Source organism: Microbacterium sp. (assembly GCF_029263575.1).
GTDB lineage: Bacteria > Actinomycetota > Actinomycetes > Actinomycetales > Microbacteriaceae > Microbacterium.
In genome coordinates this window covers 1-13,271 of sequence record NZ_JAJUFV010000011.1, presented here as the reverse complement: position 1 = coordinate 13,271, position 13,271 = coordinate 1, and the positions used below count along the sequence as shown (strand labels likewise).

The 13,271-nt window shown below is 64.8% G+C and carries 15 protein-coding genes; 7 read left to right on the top strand and 8 right to left on the bottom strand.

Features of this window, described 5'->3' with window-relative positions; translation table 11 throughout:
- Nucleotides 1-8 precede the first annotated feature (8 nt).
- On the bottom strand, nt 9-764 hold the full coding sequence (locus Q1J95_RS02290) for an FCD domain-containing protein (protein WP_300265654.1): 756 nt from the start codon (nt 762-764) through the stop codon (nt 9-11).
- Between the two features lie 136 nt (nt 765-900).
- Here Q1J95_RS02290 and Q1J95_RS02285 point away from each other — a divergent pair, with 136 nt between their 5' ends.
- The 5 genes from Q1J95_RS02285 to dgoD all read left to right on the top strand — a co-directional run bounded on the left by Q1J95_RS02285 (nt 901) and on the right by dgoD (nt 5,768).
- Entirely contained in the window at nt 901-2,214 is a 1,314-nt protein-coding gene (locus Q1J95_RS02285) for a sugar ABC transporter substrate-binding protein (protein ID WP_300265653.1), read from the top strand.
- A gap of 70 nt (nt 2,215-2,284) precedes the next feature.
- On the top strand, nt 2,285-3,211 hold the full coding sequence (locus Q1J95_RS02280; RefSeq protein WP_300265652.1) for a carbohydrate ABC transporter permease: 927 nt from the start codon (nt 2,285-2,287) through the stop codon (nt 3,209-3,211).
- The gene (locus Q1J95_RS02275) at nt 3,208-4,092 is read left to right on the top strand and encodes a carbohydrate ABC transporter permease (RefSeq protein WP_300265651.1); all 885 of its coding nucleotides are present in this window, start codon (nt 3,208-3,210) and stop codon (nt 4,090-4,092) included. Before Q1J95_RS02280 ends, Q1J95_RS02275 begins: the two co-directional genes overlap by 4 nt.
- A gap of 3 nt (nt 4,093-4,095) precedes the next feature.
- The gene (locus tag Q1J95_RS02270; RefSeq protein WP_300265650.1) at nt 4,096-4,617 is read left to right on the top strand and encodes a gluconokinase; all 522 of its coding nucleotides are present in this window, start codon (nt 4,096-4,098) and stop codon (nt 4,615-4,617) included.
- Nucleotides 4,614-5,768, top strand: coding sequence for a galactonate dehydratase (dgoD, locus tag Q1J95_RS02265; RefSeq protein WP_300265649.1), 1,155 nt, complete (start codon nt 4,614-4,616; stop codon nt 5,766-5,768). The genes Q1J95_RS02270 and dgoD overlap by 4 nt, the downstream gene beginning before the upstream one ends.
- A gap of 30 nt (nt 5,769-5,798) precedes the next feature.
- Here dgoD and gndA read toward each other — a convergent pair whose 3' ends face one another.
- Both gndA and Q1J95_RS02255 read right to left on the bottom strand, forming a co-directional pair.
- Nucleotides 5,799-7,268, bottom strand: a complete 1,470-nt coding sequence (gndA, locus tag Q1J95_RS02260; RefSeq protein WP_300265648.1) for an NADP-dependent phosphogluconate dehydrogenase — start codon at nt 7,266-7,268, stop codon at nt 5,799-5,801.
- A 108-nt stretch (nt 7,269-7,376) separates the two neighbouring features.
- Nucleotides 7,377-7,502 (bottom strand): hypothetical protein, encoded by a 126-nt coding sequence (locus Q1J95_RS02255; RefSeq protein WP_300265647.1) that lies wholly within the window; start codon nt 7,500-7,502, stop codon nt 7,377-7,379.
- 221 nt (nt 7,503-7,723) lie between these two features.
- Here Q1J95_RS02255 and Q1J95_RS02250 point away from each other — a divergent pair, with 221 nt between their 5' ends.
- Nucleotides 7,724-8,341: a 50S ribosomal protein L25/general stress protein Ctc gene (locus Q1J95_RS02250; protein ID WP_300265646.1), complete on the top strand. Its 618-nt coding sequence runs from the start codon at nt 7,724-7,726 to the stop codon at nt 8,339-8,341.
- Nucleotides 8,342-8,425: 84 nt separating this feature from the next.
- A complete protein-coding gene (gene pth, locus Q1J95_RS02245; protein ID WP_300265645.1) occupies nt 8,426-9,013 on the top strand; it encodes an aminoacyl-tRNA hydrolase in 588 nt (195 codons plus the stop codon).
- A 2-nt stretch (nt 9,014-9,015) separates the two neighbouring features.
- On the opposite strand, the gene Q1J95_RS02240 is transcribed toward pth, so the two are convergent.
- The 5 genes from Q1J95_RS02240 to Q1J95_RS02220 all read right to left on the bottom strand — a co-directional run.
- On the bottom strand, nt 9,016-9,648 hold the full coding sequence (locus Q1J95_RS02240; RefSeq protein WP_300265644.1) for a hypothetical protein: 633 nt from the start codon (nt 9,646-9,648) through the stop codon (nt 9,016-9,018).
- Between the two features lie 34 nt (nt 9,649-9,682).
- A complete protein-coding gene (gene trpS / locus Q1J95_RS02235; protein WP_300265643.1) occupies nt 9,683-10,687 on the bottom strand; it encodes a tryptophan--tRNA ligase in 1,005 nt (334 codons plus the stop codon).
- A 59-nt stretch (nt 10,688-10,746) separates the two neighbouring features.
- Complete coding sequence (locus Q1J95_RS02230; protein WP_300265642.1) at nt 10,747-11,586, bottom strand: exodeoxyribonuclease III; 840 nt, start codon at nt 11,584-11,586, stop codon at nt 10,747-10,749.
- Nucleotides 11,587-11,595: 9 nt separating this feature from the next.
- Complete coding sequence (locus tag Q1J95_RS02225) at nt 11,596-12,738, bottom strand: YihY/virulence factor BrkB family protein (RefSeq protein WP_300265641.1); 1,143 nt, start codon at nt 12,736-12,738, stop codon at nt 11,596-11,598.
- A gap of 47 nt (nt 12,739-12,785) precedes the next feature.
- Nucleotides 12,786-13,271, bottom strand: a 486-nt coding sequence (locus Q1J95_RS02220) for a 4Fe-4S dicluster domain-containing protein (RefSeq protein WP_300265640.1), incomplete at its 5' end; no start/stop codon positions are given.

Below are 13,271 nucleotides of genomic sequence, written 5' to 3'. Positions count from 1 at the left end.
TCTGTGAATCAGCCTTCCCTGTCCCAGAGCGAGCTCATCTCGTCGAGCGCGCGCTCGGTGATCGCGATCATCGACTGTGCGGCCTTCTCGGCATTGCCGGTCTGAATGCCGGTGGCGATATCGACATGCCATTGCAGCGCCTCAGCCGCAGGGAACTGCGGCATGAGGTTGTACTGCGTTCTGCTGCGCAGCACCTCCTCGACAAGGTGGTGCAACTGTGCGAACATCTCGTTGCCGCTGAGCTTCAGGATCAGCTGATGAAACTGCAGGTCGAGGCGGAGGAACTCTTCGGAGTCTCCTTGCTTGCCTGCGGCCCATAGGCGCCCGGCGAGACCGACCAGGTCGCTCGCCTCGTTCAGGGGTGCACGGATCGCGGCCAGCCGCGCGGCGGATGGCTCGATGGCGCCGCGCAATTCGGTCAACGAGCGTAATTGCGCGACCCGGCTGGGACCTGCCAGCCGCCAGCGGATGACCTGGAGATCGTACACATTCCAGTGCGGAAGGGCTAGCACGCGCACGCCGACGCGACGCTTCGGGGTGACCAGCCCGAGCGTCTGCAGGCCGCGCAGGGCCTCACGTACGACCGGCCTCGACACCTGGAAGCGGTCTTCGATCGACTCGGTCGTGAACGTCGAATCCGGGGCAATCTCGCCCGCGCAGATCTCGCGGCCGAGAGCGTCGAGCACGAAGTTGCGCAGATCGCCCGTTGCGCTCACCGGAGCGGGAGCGGCGGTTCTCGTGTCGAGGTCTTTTTCTGTCGCCATACGGACGAGCATATCTTTTTGGCCAAAGGACTTGATAAGTATGACTTATAGTCACTAGCTTGATCACTGAGCAGATGTAATGGAACACCTGCACCAGGAGCCAGCACGAAGAAGCGCGGCTCAGGATGGAGTCACAGTGAAGTACGGATCCAAGACCGCCCGCTTCATCGCGGCGGCAACAACAGCAGTCGTCGCAGGCGCGCTCGTCAGCTGCAGCTCGGGCGGCAGCGACGTCGACGAGAACGCCGGAATCGAAGGCGAGACCATTCGCGTCACCCTCGCCAATCACGTCTGGACAGAGACGATCAAAGAGCTCATCCCCGAGTTCGAAGAGGCTACCGGTGCAACGGTCGAGATCAGTCAGCTCGCCGAAGATCAGCTCTCCGATCAGTACAACGTCAAGCTCAATGCGGGCACCGATGAGATCGACGTGCTGATGTATCGTCCGCTGCAGGAGAACAAGCTGTTCGCCAGCAACGGCTACCTGGCCGATATGGCCGAGCTCGTCGAGGGGGATGCCGACTGGGACTGGTCTGACTTCCAGAGCGGGCCGGCGTCGCTGACCACCTATGACGAGATGGTCGTCGGCGTTCCGATCATCACCGAACGCACGGTGCTCTATTACCGCAAGGATCTCCTTGAGGAGGCGGGCGTCGAAGTTCCGACGACGCTGGAAGAGCTCGAGGCCGCGGCCGCGGCCGTGCACGAGCTGCACCCAGACATCGCCGGGTACATCGGCCGCACCGGAAAGTCTGCGGCGGTGACGCAGTTCAGCGCTTTCCTGTTCAGCTCGGGCGGCCAGTGGATCAACGATGACGGCACCTCAGCCATCGGAAGCGACGAGGCGCGCAGCGCCTACAAGTTCTACGGCGACCTCATCAGCGAGCACACCGACGCCACCATCAACCCCGAGATGAGCTGGCCCGAGGCGTTCGCCGTGTTCCAGCAGGGGCAGGCGGCGTTCATCGCCGATGCCGACAGCCTCTACAAGAACATGACCGATCCGACGCAGTCGACGGTCTCGGATCAGGTCGGCTTCGCGCCGTTCCCTGCAGGAGATGCCGGTTCCAAACCGTACAACGTGGCAGCGTGGGCGCTGGCGATGAATGAGACCGCGGCCAACAAAGACGCCGCGTGGCAGTTCATCAAGTGGGCGACGTCGAAGGAGATCACTCTCGAGATGTCGACGCTCGGGGTCATGGGCGCTCGCACGTCGGTGTGGGAAGACACGGATGCCACGGCTGACTACCCGGCTGAGCTCATCGAGGCGATCAAGACCAACGGTGAGAACGGCGTCGGCCAGGACCGCCCGCTGGTGTTCCAGGTCGCTCAGGCGCGCGAGATGGTCGGTGAGCCGATCGTCGAAGCAATAGCCGGTGGCGATGTGGACGCCGCCGTCGACAGCGCGAACGAGAGCTTCGACGCGTTCCTGCTCGAGGACTCCGAGTAGTCGATTTTCCTTCCGTCGCCGCCCCGCTCGTGATCCGGGGCGGCGACGGCTCACACTCACGGATGCGTTTATGACTGCACTACACAGCCCACAGACGATCGGCGCGCGCGAGCGCTTCAGTCGTTGGTCCAACCGGCACCGCAAGTGGCTTTTTGCCGCGCCGGCGATATCGTTCACCGTCCTGCTGCTGGCCATTCCCCTCGGCTGGACTCTGTTTCTCAGCGTCACCGACGCCAAACGTTCGGTCCGCCGGAAGTTCGACTTCAACGGACTGGAGAATTACGCGCAGGTGCTCACTGACACCGAGCGGTTCTGGCCGGCGGTATGGCGCACCTTCGCCTTCACTGGCGGCGCGCTCGTGTTCGAGCTCATTCTCGGGATGATCATCGCCCTGCTGCTGTGGAAGCCGTTTCGCGGGCAGGGCGCCGTGCGAACGATCATTCTGCTTCCGCTCGTGGCGACGCCCGTCGCTGTCGGAATGATGTGGCGGTTGCTGTTCGAGCCCAACATCGGCTTCATCAACGAGATGCTCAGCTGGGTGGGCATCCCAGCGCAGCCCTGGCTGGCTGATCCTTCCACCTCTCTCGCCACACTGGTCTTCGTGGATGTCTGGCAGTGGACGCCGATGGTGGCGCTCATTCTGCTCGCCGGTCTCACGGGGCTCTCCGACGAACCGCAGGAGGCGGCGAAGGTCGACGGAGCGAACGGCTGGCAGCGGTTCTGGTACGTCACGGTGCCGCTCATGCGCAGCGTGATCGTGGCTGCGGTGCTGCTGCGCGGTATCGACGCGCTGAAGACGTTCGATCTGATCTACGCCACCAAGGGCAAAGGAGGCGGGGCATTCCACGACGCCGAGACGCTCAACATCTACGCGTACGGGCTGAGCTTCGACTACAACGAGTACGGGGTGGCCTCGGCGGTGTTGCTCCTGTTCTTCCTCATCATCCTCGCCGTGATCTGGGTCCTCCAGATGCAGAGAAAGGTCAAGGACTCATGACGACGATGACCGATACGCACAGTCTCGTCACGGGCGGGCGAGCCCCACTTCCGCCGCGGCGCCGAAAGATCCGTGCCGGATCGGTGGGCAGAGCCATCGGCATCGCGCTGATCGTGCTGGCGTTTCTCGGGCCGATCCTGTGGATGGTGCTGGCCAGCTTCAAATACAACGTGCAGATCTATGACGCATCCAAAGCGTTCATCTTCGAGCCGACGCTGGACAATTACGACACGGTCTTCGATCCGCGGCGCGGCAACTACCTCGTCTACATCTGGAACTCGTTCTTCGTCGCCTTCATGGCCACGGCGCTGTCGATGGTGCTCGCTCTTCCTGCGGCCTATGCCATGAGCAGGTTCCTGATGAACAAGTCGGCGATGGCCGTTCTGCTCGCGCGCATCATCCCCGGTGTCAGCCTGCTGGTGCCGTGGTACTTCATCTTCGCCCAGCTGAAGATGACCGGCGGATACCTGCCGCTGATCCTGTCGCACATGTTCGTCTCGCTGCCGCTGATCCTCTACATCATGATGTCGTTCTTCGATCAGCTGCCCGAAGAGCTCGAGGAATCCGCGCAGGTGGACGGGTTGACAGCGATCGGCGCGTTCTTCCGGATCACTCTGCCGCTGTCGGTGCCCGGCATCGCGACGGCGACGATCCTCTCGTTCATCTTCAGCTGGAACAACTTCATGTTCGCTCTGGTGCTGTCGGGCAACTCCACCAAGACCCTCCCGGTGGCGATCTTCGACTTCATCGGATACGCCTCGATCGACTGGGGCGCGCTCATGGCGGCATCCGTCGTCGTGACAACACCCATCATGCTCATCGCGCTGTTCACTCAGCGCTACATCGTCTCCGGGCTGACCGCCGGGGCTACGAAGGGCTGACGGATGACGCACAGATCCGTTGTTCCCATCGCCGTGATGGGAGTGCAAGGAGTCGGCAAATCGACGATCGGGGCCCTGCTGGCCGAACGGCTCAGCGTGGAGTTCGTCGACGGCGACTCGTTGCATCCCGCGCGCAACATCGAGCTGATGGCCTCTGGAACGCCCCTGACCGACGCCGACCGCGCTCCGTGGCTGGCCGCTGTCGGACAGGTGCTCGCAGATGCCGCGGACACGGGTATTGTCGTGGCGTGCTCGGCACTTCGTCGTGATTACCGAGATGTGCTTCGTCGACACGCTCCAGCACTCTATCTCGTCGAACCGTGGGCTCCTATCGAGCTCGTCCGTGAGCGCATCATGGCACGCACGCACGAGTACATGCCGCCGACTCTGCTGCAATCGCAGTACGACATGCTCGAACCGCTCGGCGATGATGAACGAGGAGTTCGCCTCAGCGCCGAGCCTGCACCGGACGAGATCGTCGCCGACATCGTCGCCGACCTTGCCTCCACGAGGGAACTGTCATGACCGTCATTACCATCGCACGCATCGAGTCGTTCCCTGTCGCACCCCGATGGCTGTTCGTGCGCATCGAGACCACCGACGGTCTCGTCGGGTGGGGGGAAGCGTCGCTGGAAGGCTACGCGGACGTGGTGCGAGCCGCCGTCGATCAGTTCGCGGACTACCTCGTCGGGCGTGACCCCGGTCTCATCGAGGATCACTGGCAGGTACTCACCAAGAGTCAGTTCTACCGCGGGGGGCCGGTGCTCGCCAGCGCCGTGGCGGGAGTCGACCAGGCCCTTTGGGATCTCAAGGGCAAGCGTCTCGGCGTTCCTGTGCATGACCTGCTCGGCGGCGCGGTTCGCGATCGCGTCCGAGCCTATGGCTGGGTCGGCGGTGACGATCCGGCAGAGGTCGCCGATCACATCTCGGCTCAGCTGGAGGTGGGGCTCACCGCTGTGAAGATGAACGCCTCCGGCAGAATGGGGCGAGGCGCCTCGGCGGCTGAGATCGCGGGCGTCGTGGCACGTGTCGAGAGCGCTCGCGAGGTGCTCGGCCCGGAGCGCGACGTCGCCGTTGATCTGCACGGCCGGTTCACCCTGGCCACGGCACGCCGATTGGCGCCGCTGCTGGAGCCGCTGCATCCGCTCTTCATCGAAGAGCCGGTCGTGCCCGAGAACTCACACGTGATCGGTCGCATGGTGGAAGCCACGACCGCGCCGATCGCGACAGGGGAGAGACTGTACAGCAGGCAGGAGTTCTTACCGGTGCTGCAGGCCGGCATCGCCATCGCGCAGCCCGATCTCTCACACGCCGGTGGAATCAGCGAGGTGCGTCGGATCGCGGCGCTCGCCGAGACGTTCGACGCTGTGATCGCGCCGCACTGTCCACTCGGACCGCTCGCGCTCGCGTCATGCCTGCAGGTGGCCTTCGCGACGCCGAACTATCTCATCCAGGAGCAGTCGATCGGAATCCACTACAACCAAGGAGCCGAAGTGCTCGACTACGTTCTCGACACGCAGCCGTTGAAATTCGTCGCCGGCAACTTCGAACGGCTCACCGGCCCCGGTCTCGGTATCGAGATCGATGAGAGCGCCGTCCGCCAGGCCGCATCGCGATGGACGAGGTGGCAGAACCCCATCTGGCGACACGCTGACGGGTCCGTCGCCGAGTGGTGACGGACCCGTCAGCGTGGTGACGCGCCGGCGTCAGTGCGTGTCTTCAGCCTCGATCTCGGTGCGGTCGCCCGACCACAGCGTGTGGAAGGTGCCGTCCTTGTCGATGCGCTTGTAGGTGTGGGCGCCGAAGAAGTCGCGCTGGCCCTGCACGAGCGCGGCGGGCAGGCGATCGGCGCGGATGCCGTCGTAGTACGACAGCGACGACGAGAACGCCGGAGCGGGGATCCCCGCGGTCGCGGCGGCGACGACGACACGGCGCCAGGACGCCTGGGCGCGGTCGAATGCCTCAGCGAAGTAAGGAGCGGTCATCAGCACCGGCAGGTCGGGCGTCTCGTCGTAGGCATCGGCGATGCGGTTGAGGAACTGGGCGCGGATGATGCATCCGCCGCGCCAGATCTTCGAGATCGCGCCGAGGTCGATGTCCCAACCGTACTCGGCGGCGCCGGCGCGAATCTCGTCGAAGCCCTGCGAGTAGGCCACGATCTTCGATGCGTACAGCGCGAGGCGGACGTCTTCGATGAACGCGTCGACATCGTCGACGGAGAACTCGCCGTCGGCCCGTGAGCCCGTCGACGGGCCGGGCAGGTTCACCGCGACGGCGCGCTGTTCCGGGTGGCTGGACAGCGAACGGGCAAAAGTCGCCTCGGCGATACCCGAGACGGGGACACCGAGGGAGAGAGCCGTCTGCACGGTCCACGCACCGGTGCCCTTGGCGCCCGCCTGGTCGAGGATGACATCGACCAGCGGCTTGCCGGTCGCGGCATCCACCTGGCGGAGCACCTCAGCGGTGATCTCGATCAGGTAGGACTCGAGCTCGCCCGCGTTCCACTCGGCGAAGATGTCGGCGATCTCGGCGGGAGACTTGCCCGTTCCGCGGCGGATCAGATCGTACGCCTCGGCGATGAGCTGCATGTCGGCGTATTCGATGCCGTTGTGCACCATCTTGACGAAGTGCCCGGCACCGTCGTGGCCGACGTGGGTGACGCACGGCTCGCCCTCGGCGATCGCGGCAATCGACTTCAGGATCGGTCCGAGCGTGACCCAGGACTCATCCGAGCCGCCGGGCATGATGCTCGGCCCGGTCAACGCGCCCTCTTCGCCACCGGAGATGCCGGCGCCGACGAAGTTCACACCCGTCTCGCGCACGGCCTTCTCGCGTCGAATCGTGTCGGGGAAGTACGCGTTGCCGCCGTCGACGATGATGTCGCCGGGCTCGAAGACCTCGAGCAGAGAGTCGATCACGGCATCCGTCGGCTTGCCTGCCTTGACCATGATGATCGCGGTGCGCGGCTTCTGCAGGCTGTCAGCGAACTCCTGATACGACGACGCCGAGATGAAACCGGCTTCGGGATGCTCGTCCAGCAGCGTCCGGGTCTTCTCGAAGCTGCGGTTGAAGACCGCCACGGTGTTGCCCTCGCGGCTGGCGAGGTTGCGGGCGAGATTCGAACCCATGACGGCGAGTCCGACGACTCCGATGTTTGCCGAGGCGGCAGAGGACATTGATGCACCTTCCGTGGGGGATATGCCCACGCAGGAGTGACCGCACGGGCAGTTTCAGGTTACCGGGATGCCGATACGCGCGGTTCGTGCGTTACGGCATGCGGCGCGTCAGTCCTTGCGGTAGCCCGTGCGGCCCATCGCGAAGAGCGCACCTGTCATGAGCGCGACAGCCCCCACGCTCATCGCGCCGATCAACCAGAAGAGGACGTGTGAGAGGAAGGCGCCATCGAGCATGCCGGACTCCATATTCTGCAAAGGGGACAAAGCTGTGTTCCAGCCTACCGGCTCATCCGGTACGATAGAGCTGTTCCTCGGCGAGGGATGCTTCCTGAGCGCTGCATCCGTTATCGACGCGGCGAATCAAGCCATGTGGTTTTTTCGCACGTCTGCGTCCGAGACACCGACCAGAAGACCACCACACAGCGACGATTCGCCGTGTGCTAGAAGGAGAATCCATGTCTGAGGACACCAAGGTCCACGCCGAGATTCGCGAGCAGTTCGGTAAGGGCTTCGCCCGCCGCCTGCGCGCCGCCGGCAAGATCCCCGCCGTCATCTACGGCCACGGCACCGACCCGGTGCACATCGCGCTGCCTGGCCACCAGGTCTCGCTCATCATCCGTCGCGCCAACGCTCTGCTTGACCTCGACATCGAGGGCAAAGAGCAGCTCGCTCTCGTCAAGGACGTTCAGCGTGACCCGGTGCAGCAGATCATCGAGCACGTCGACCTGCTCGTGGTGAAGAAGGGTGAGAAGGTTCACGTCGAGGTTCCGATCTACACCACCGGCACCTCCTTCTCGGGAACGATCGTCACGATCGACGTCAACACCATCCGCCTCGAGGTGGCCGCCACCGACATCCCCGAGCACCTCGAGGTTTCGGTCGAGGGGCTGGAAGAGGGCGCTCACATCACCGCTGGCGACGTCGTCCTGCCGAAGGGCGCGACGCTGCTGGATGAGCCCGACCTGCTGCTGCTGGCTGTGTCGGTTCCGGCCGCTGAGGTCGCCGACGACGCAGAGGAAGCCGCTGAGGGCGAGGCTGCTGAGGCGCCTGCCGAAGAGGCCGCTGCCGAGTAATCTCCGCTTCATCCGGCAGAGGGGACGCGAGCACTTCGCGTCCCCTCTGCCGTATCCTGGCGACGTTCGAGAGGCAGGGCATTCATGGTCGATACCTGGTTGATCGTCGGACTCGGAAATCCGGGTCCGCGCTATGAGGCGACTCGTCACAACGTCGGTCAGTTCGTCGTGGATGAGCTGGCAGATCGCCGCGGTGAGCGCTTTCGCGAGCACAAGGCGGGTGCGCGCGTGGTCGAGACGTGGGTGCGCCCCGGCGCCGACAAGATGGTCCTTGCCAAGCCGAATTCATTCATGAACGTCTCGGGCACGCCGGTCGCCGCACTCGCGCGTTTCTATTCCGTTCCCGCTGAGCGAACCGTGATCGTGCACGACGAGCTCGACATTCCGTTCGATACCCTCAAGTTGAAGATCGGCGGCGGGCATGGCGGACATAACGGTGTGCGTGATGTCGCCCGTGCGATCGGCACGGCTGATTTTCCGCGTGTGCGTGTCGGCATCGGCCGCCCGTCCGTGCGCCAGGACGCCGCGGACTGGGTGTTGTCACCGTTCGCCGCAGCAGAGCGTAAGACCCTGGGAATTCTCGTCAGCGACAGCGCGGATGCGGTTGAGCTGCTCGTCTCGGACGGGCTGCTGGCCGCCCAGCAGAAGCATCACGCTCCGCGTGGCGCATAAGCTTATGCGCCGTAGTAGCTCGTGGCACCCGCACCCGTGCCGATGCCGAGCATCACGCTGAGCACGACGAAAAAGATTATCGGGGCGATCACGCCGAGGATCAGGCCGGCAATACCCCAACCGCGCCCCTGACGCTTCACGATCGCGATGATCCCGAGCACGATCGCGGCGATGCCCGCAATCGTGCCGGACCAGGCGCCGATCTCACCCAGCAGCACCTGATCGCGCACGGGTGCGAGGAAAGACAGATCATCGCCCGAGGAGTCGATGTACTGCACGACCGTCGGCAGGCCGAAACCGACCTGGTACGCCGAGACGCCGCCGAGAATAGGAGCGACAACGGCCGCGACGATGCCCAGCACGAACGCGATGATGCCCAGCATCGCCGACTTCGGCGTCACCGGTGCAGCGGGCGCCTGGTACGCACCCGTGGGAGCGGCGTAGCCCCCGACGGGCGCCGCATAGGCTCCGGGAGGAGCCTGATACCCGGGCGCGGGCGCGGGCGCCGGATAGCCGGGCGCGGCGGGAGCTGCGGCGGGCGCCGGGGGCTGCGGAACAGCGTCGTTAATCGGTGCCGGAGGCACGGGTGGAACGGAGCCATACGGCGCGGGCGGCGGAAGCTGCGGATCGGTCACGCCCCCATCCTACGGGCAGCGCGTTTCACCATGGTCACACGCGGCGCAGCAGACCGACCTTCTCATAGACATCGGCGAGAGTCGCATCGGCGACGGCGTCGGCGCGGGCGGCGTTGGCGGCGAGGATGCGGTCGAGCTCTGCCGGGTCGTCGAGCAGTTCGAGCGCACGGCCACGCACCGGTTCGAACTCAGCGACCACGACCTCGGCGAGCCCCTTCTTGAAGTCGCCGTAGCCGCGACCGGCGTACTCGTCTTCGATCGTGGCGATCTGCCGGCCGGTGAGTGCCGCATAGATCGTCAGCAGGTTCGAGACGCCGGGCTTGTTCTCGCGGTCGAAACGCACGACACCCTCGTTGTCGGTGACCGCGCGCATGATCTTCTTCGCCGACTTCGCCGGGTCATCGAGCATCCACAGCACGCCGGCGTCGCTCTCGGCCGACTTCGACATCTTCGACGTCGGGTTCTGCAGATCGTAGATGCGGGCGGTGTCCTTCTGGATTACCGGAATCGGAACCGTGAACGCTTCTCCGAATCGTTTGTTGAAGCGCTCGGCGAGGTCGCGGGTGAGCTCGACGTGCTGTTTCTGGTCGTCACCGACGGGGACGACATCGCTCTGGTAGAGCAGGATGTCGGCGGCCATCAGCACGGGATACGTGAACAGGCCGACGCTCGTGGAGTCCGTGCCGTAGCGCGCTGACTTGTCTTTGAACTGCGTCATGCGCCCGGCTTCGCCGTAGCCGGTGATGGTGCTCAGCACCCATGCGAGCTCGGCGTGCGCGCGAACGTGAGACTGCACGTAGAGCGTCGACTGCGACGGCTCGATACCGGCAGCGATGTACTGCGCAGCCGTGCGACGCGTCTTCTCGCGCAGCTCTTCCGGGTTGTTCGGCTGGGTCAGGGCGTGCAGGTCGACGACCGAGAAGAACGCGTCGTACGACGTCTGCAGCTGTCGCCACTGCAGGAGAGCTCCGATGTAGTTACCGATCTGGAGAGAATCGGCGGACGGCTGCATTCCTGAGTAGAGACGAGGTTTCTTCACAGCATCAATCCTAGAGGCAGCCCCCGGGAATGCTTGGCCGTCACCGCAGCAGGCGACGCTCAGTACGAATAGTCGACGATGACGGGAGCGTGATCGCTCCAGCGTTCGGCGTAGCTGGCAGCTCGCGCCACCTGGTAGTTCGACGCACGTTGGCCGAGAGCCGGCGTAGCCAGGTGATAGTCGATGCGCCAACCGGTGTCGTTGTCGAAGGCCTGACCGCGCATCGACCACCAGGTGTAGGGCCCGTCGACATCGCCATGCGCGCGCCGACCGACATCGATCCAGCCCAGGCCGGTGCCCACGGATCCGTCGACACCGGTGATCTCGTCACCGGCTGTACCGAGGAAGCGATCGAAGTAGGCGCGTTCACGGGGGAGGAAGCCGGACTTCTTGCGGTTGCCGCGCCAGTTCTTGATGTCGAACTCGCGATGGCCGACGTTGAGGTCACCGGTCACGAGCGCCAGGGCATCGTTCTCGTTCAACTCGGCCAGACGCAGTCCGAAGGCATCGAGGAACTTCCACTTCTCGTCCTGCTTCGGCGTATCTGCTTCGCCGGTGTGAACGTAGGCGCTGACGACGGTGAGCGGACGGTCACCGAGTTGGAAGTCTGCCTCGATCCACCGTCCCTTCGAGTCGAAATCTTCGGCGCCGAAGGTCGTGCGGTGTGCCAGCGCCGGGGTACGGCTTGCGATCGCCACGCCGGCACGGCCCTTCGCTGTGGCCTCGTCGTGCACGATGTGCCAGCCAGGGAGGGCGGCCTCGAGGTGTTCGTCCTGTCCGCGAACCTCTTGCAGGGTCAGAATGTCGACGTCGGCGCTGTCGAGCCAGCGGTGTATTCCGTTGCGGACCGCCGCGCGGATTCCGTTGACATTGACTGAAGCGATGCGAAGATGCGGCATGCATCCAGCCTAACGAGGGCCATCGACATCGGATGCCGAGGCCTTCAGTCGCGCCAGATCCGTCGCCGCAGCGCTCACTGCTCTGCCGGCTTGCCAGCGGCGATACCAGGGTGCCTCATCGCGCTGTCGCACGGCCTGTCGAAGCCGGATGCGCGCCTTCTGCAGCTGCGCATTGTGCGCGGCTTCGCGGCGTTGCTGCTCGGTGAGAGGCACGTCGCGATCTCGCGCCGTCACAGCGATCCATGCGGCGGCGACCAGCATCACCACGCCATTGACCCGAAACCACAGCAGCAGCCCGATGAAGATCGCGAACGTCGCCAGTAGCGGATTGGTGGGTGTGTAGCTCAGCAGATACCCCGCGCCGAACTGCAGCACGGTCATCGCGGCGCCGCCCAGCAGAGCACCGGGCCAGATCGTGCGCCACTGCAGCGCGGTTCCGGCGAGGAATCGCACCATCGCCGCCAGGGCACCGGAGAGCACGACGAAGGAGACGAGGATCGTCCCGACGCGGATCATCACGTTCACGCCGGCTGATCCGGCATCCCATCCCAGCTGCGCCAGCAGCCAGCTCAGCACCCGACCGCTGACCGAGCTCAGAATCGACCCGAGAATCAACGACAGGCCGAACAGCAGCGCTGCGAGCAGATCGCGCGCCTTCAGAAATACGTAATTGCGGCCGTCGGGGCGAAGGCCGAAGATATCGCGCACCGCACGGCGCGAGAAGGTGACCCAGCCGATCGCGGTCCACACCAGCACGGCCACCGCGACAAGGCCGGTGATGCTCAGCACACCGGTCGTGCGCGCGACGATCTCGTACACCTGCGCCGGCTTGAGGAACTCGCTGTCGGGGTTGATGAGGTCAGGGATGTAGCCGTTGATCACGTTGATCATGGCATCCACGGCATCCTGACTGCCACCCAGCCAGAGGCCCGTGATCGCGAAGGCCAAGTAGATCGCGGCGAAGATCGCGAACAGCGCCTGATAACTCACGCCAGCGGCGAGCAGAAAGCCGTTGTTCTGCAGGAAATGGCGCCACACACGCACCGGGAACAGCGCCAGCGTGCGTTTGGTGATCTTCGTCGCCTTCTCGACGGCGGCGTCGAGTCGGCCGCGGTCGGATGCCTCGGCTTCAGCGGACTCGGACACAGACACGCCCCCACCCTATCCAGGGCGGGGGCCGTCGTCGAAAACGCTTCAGATCAGGGCTTGCCGCGAAGGACAGCCTGCTTGACCTCGGCGATCGCCTTGGTGACCTCGATGCCGCGGGGGCAGGCCTCCGAGCAATTGAAGGTCGTACGGCACCGCCACACGCCCTCTTTGTCGTTGAGGATGTCGAGGCGCACATCAGCGTTGTCGTCGCGCGAGTCGAAGATGAAACGGTGCGCGTTGACGATCGCGGCCGGACCGAAGTACTGCCCGTCGGTCCAGAACACCGGGCACGACGAGGTGCATGCGGCGCACAGGATGCACTTCGTCGTGTCGTCGAAGCGCTCGCGCTCGGCGATCGTCTGATGGCGCTCCTTGCCCTTCTCCGGCGCGGAGCGCGCCTGCAGGAACGGCTGCACTTCGCGGAACGCCGCGAAGAACGGCTCCATGTCGACGATCAGGTCCTTCTCGAGCGGCAGGCCCTTGATCGCCTCGACGTAGACCGGCTTCGAGATGTCGAGGTCCTTGATGAGCGTCTT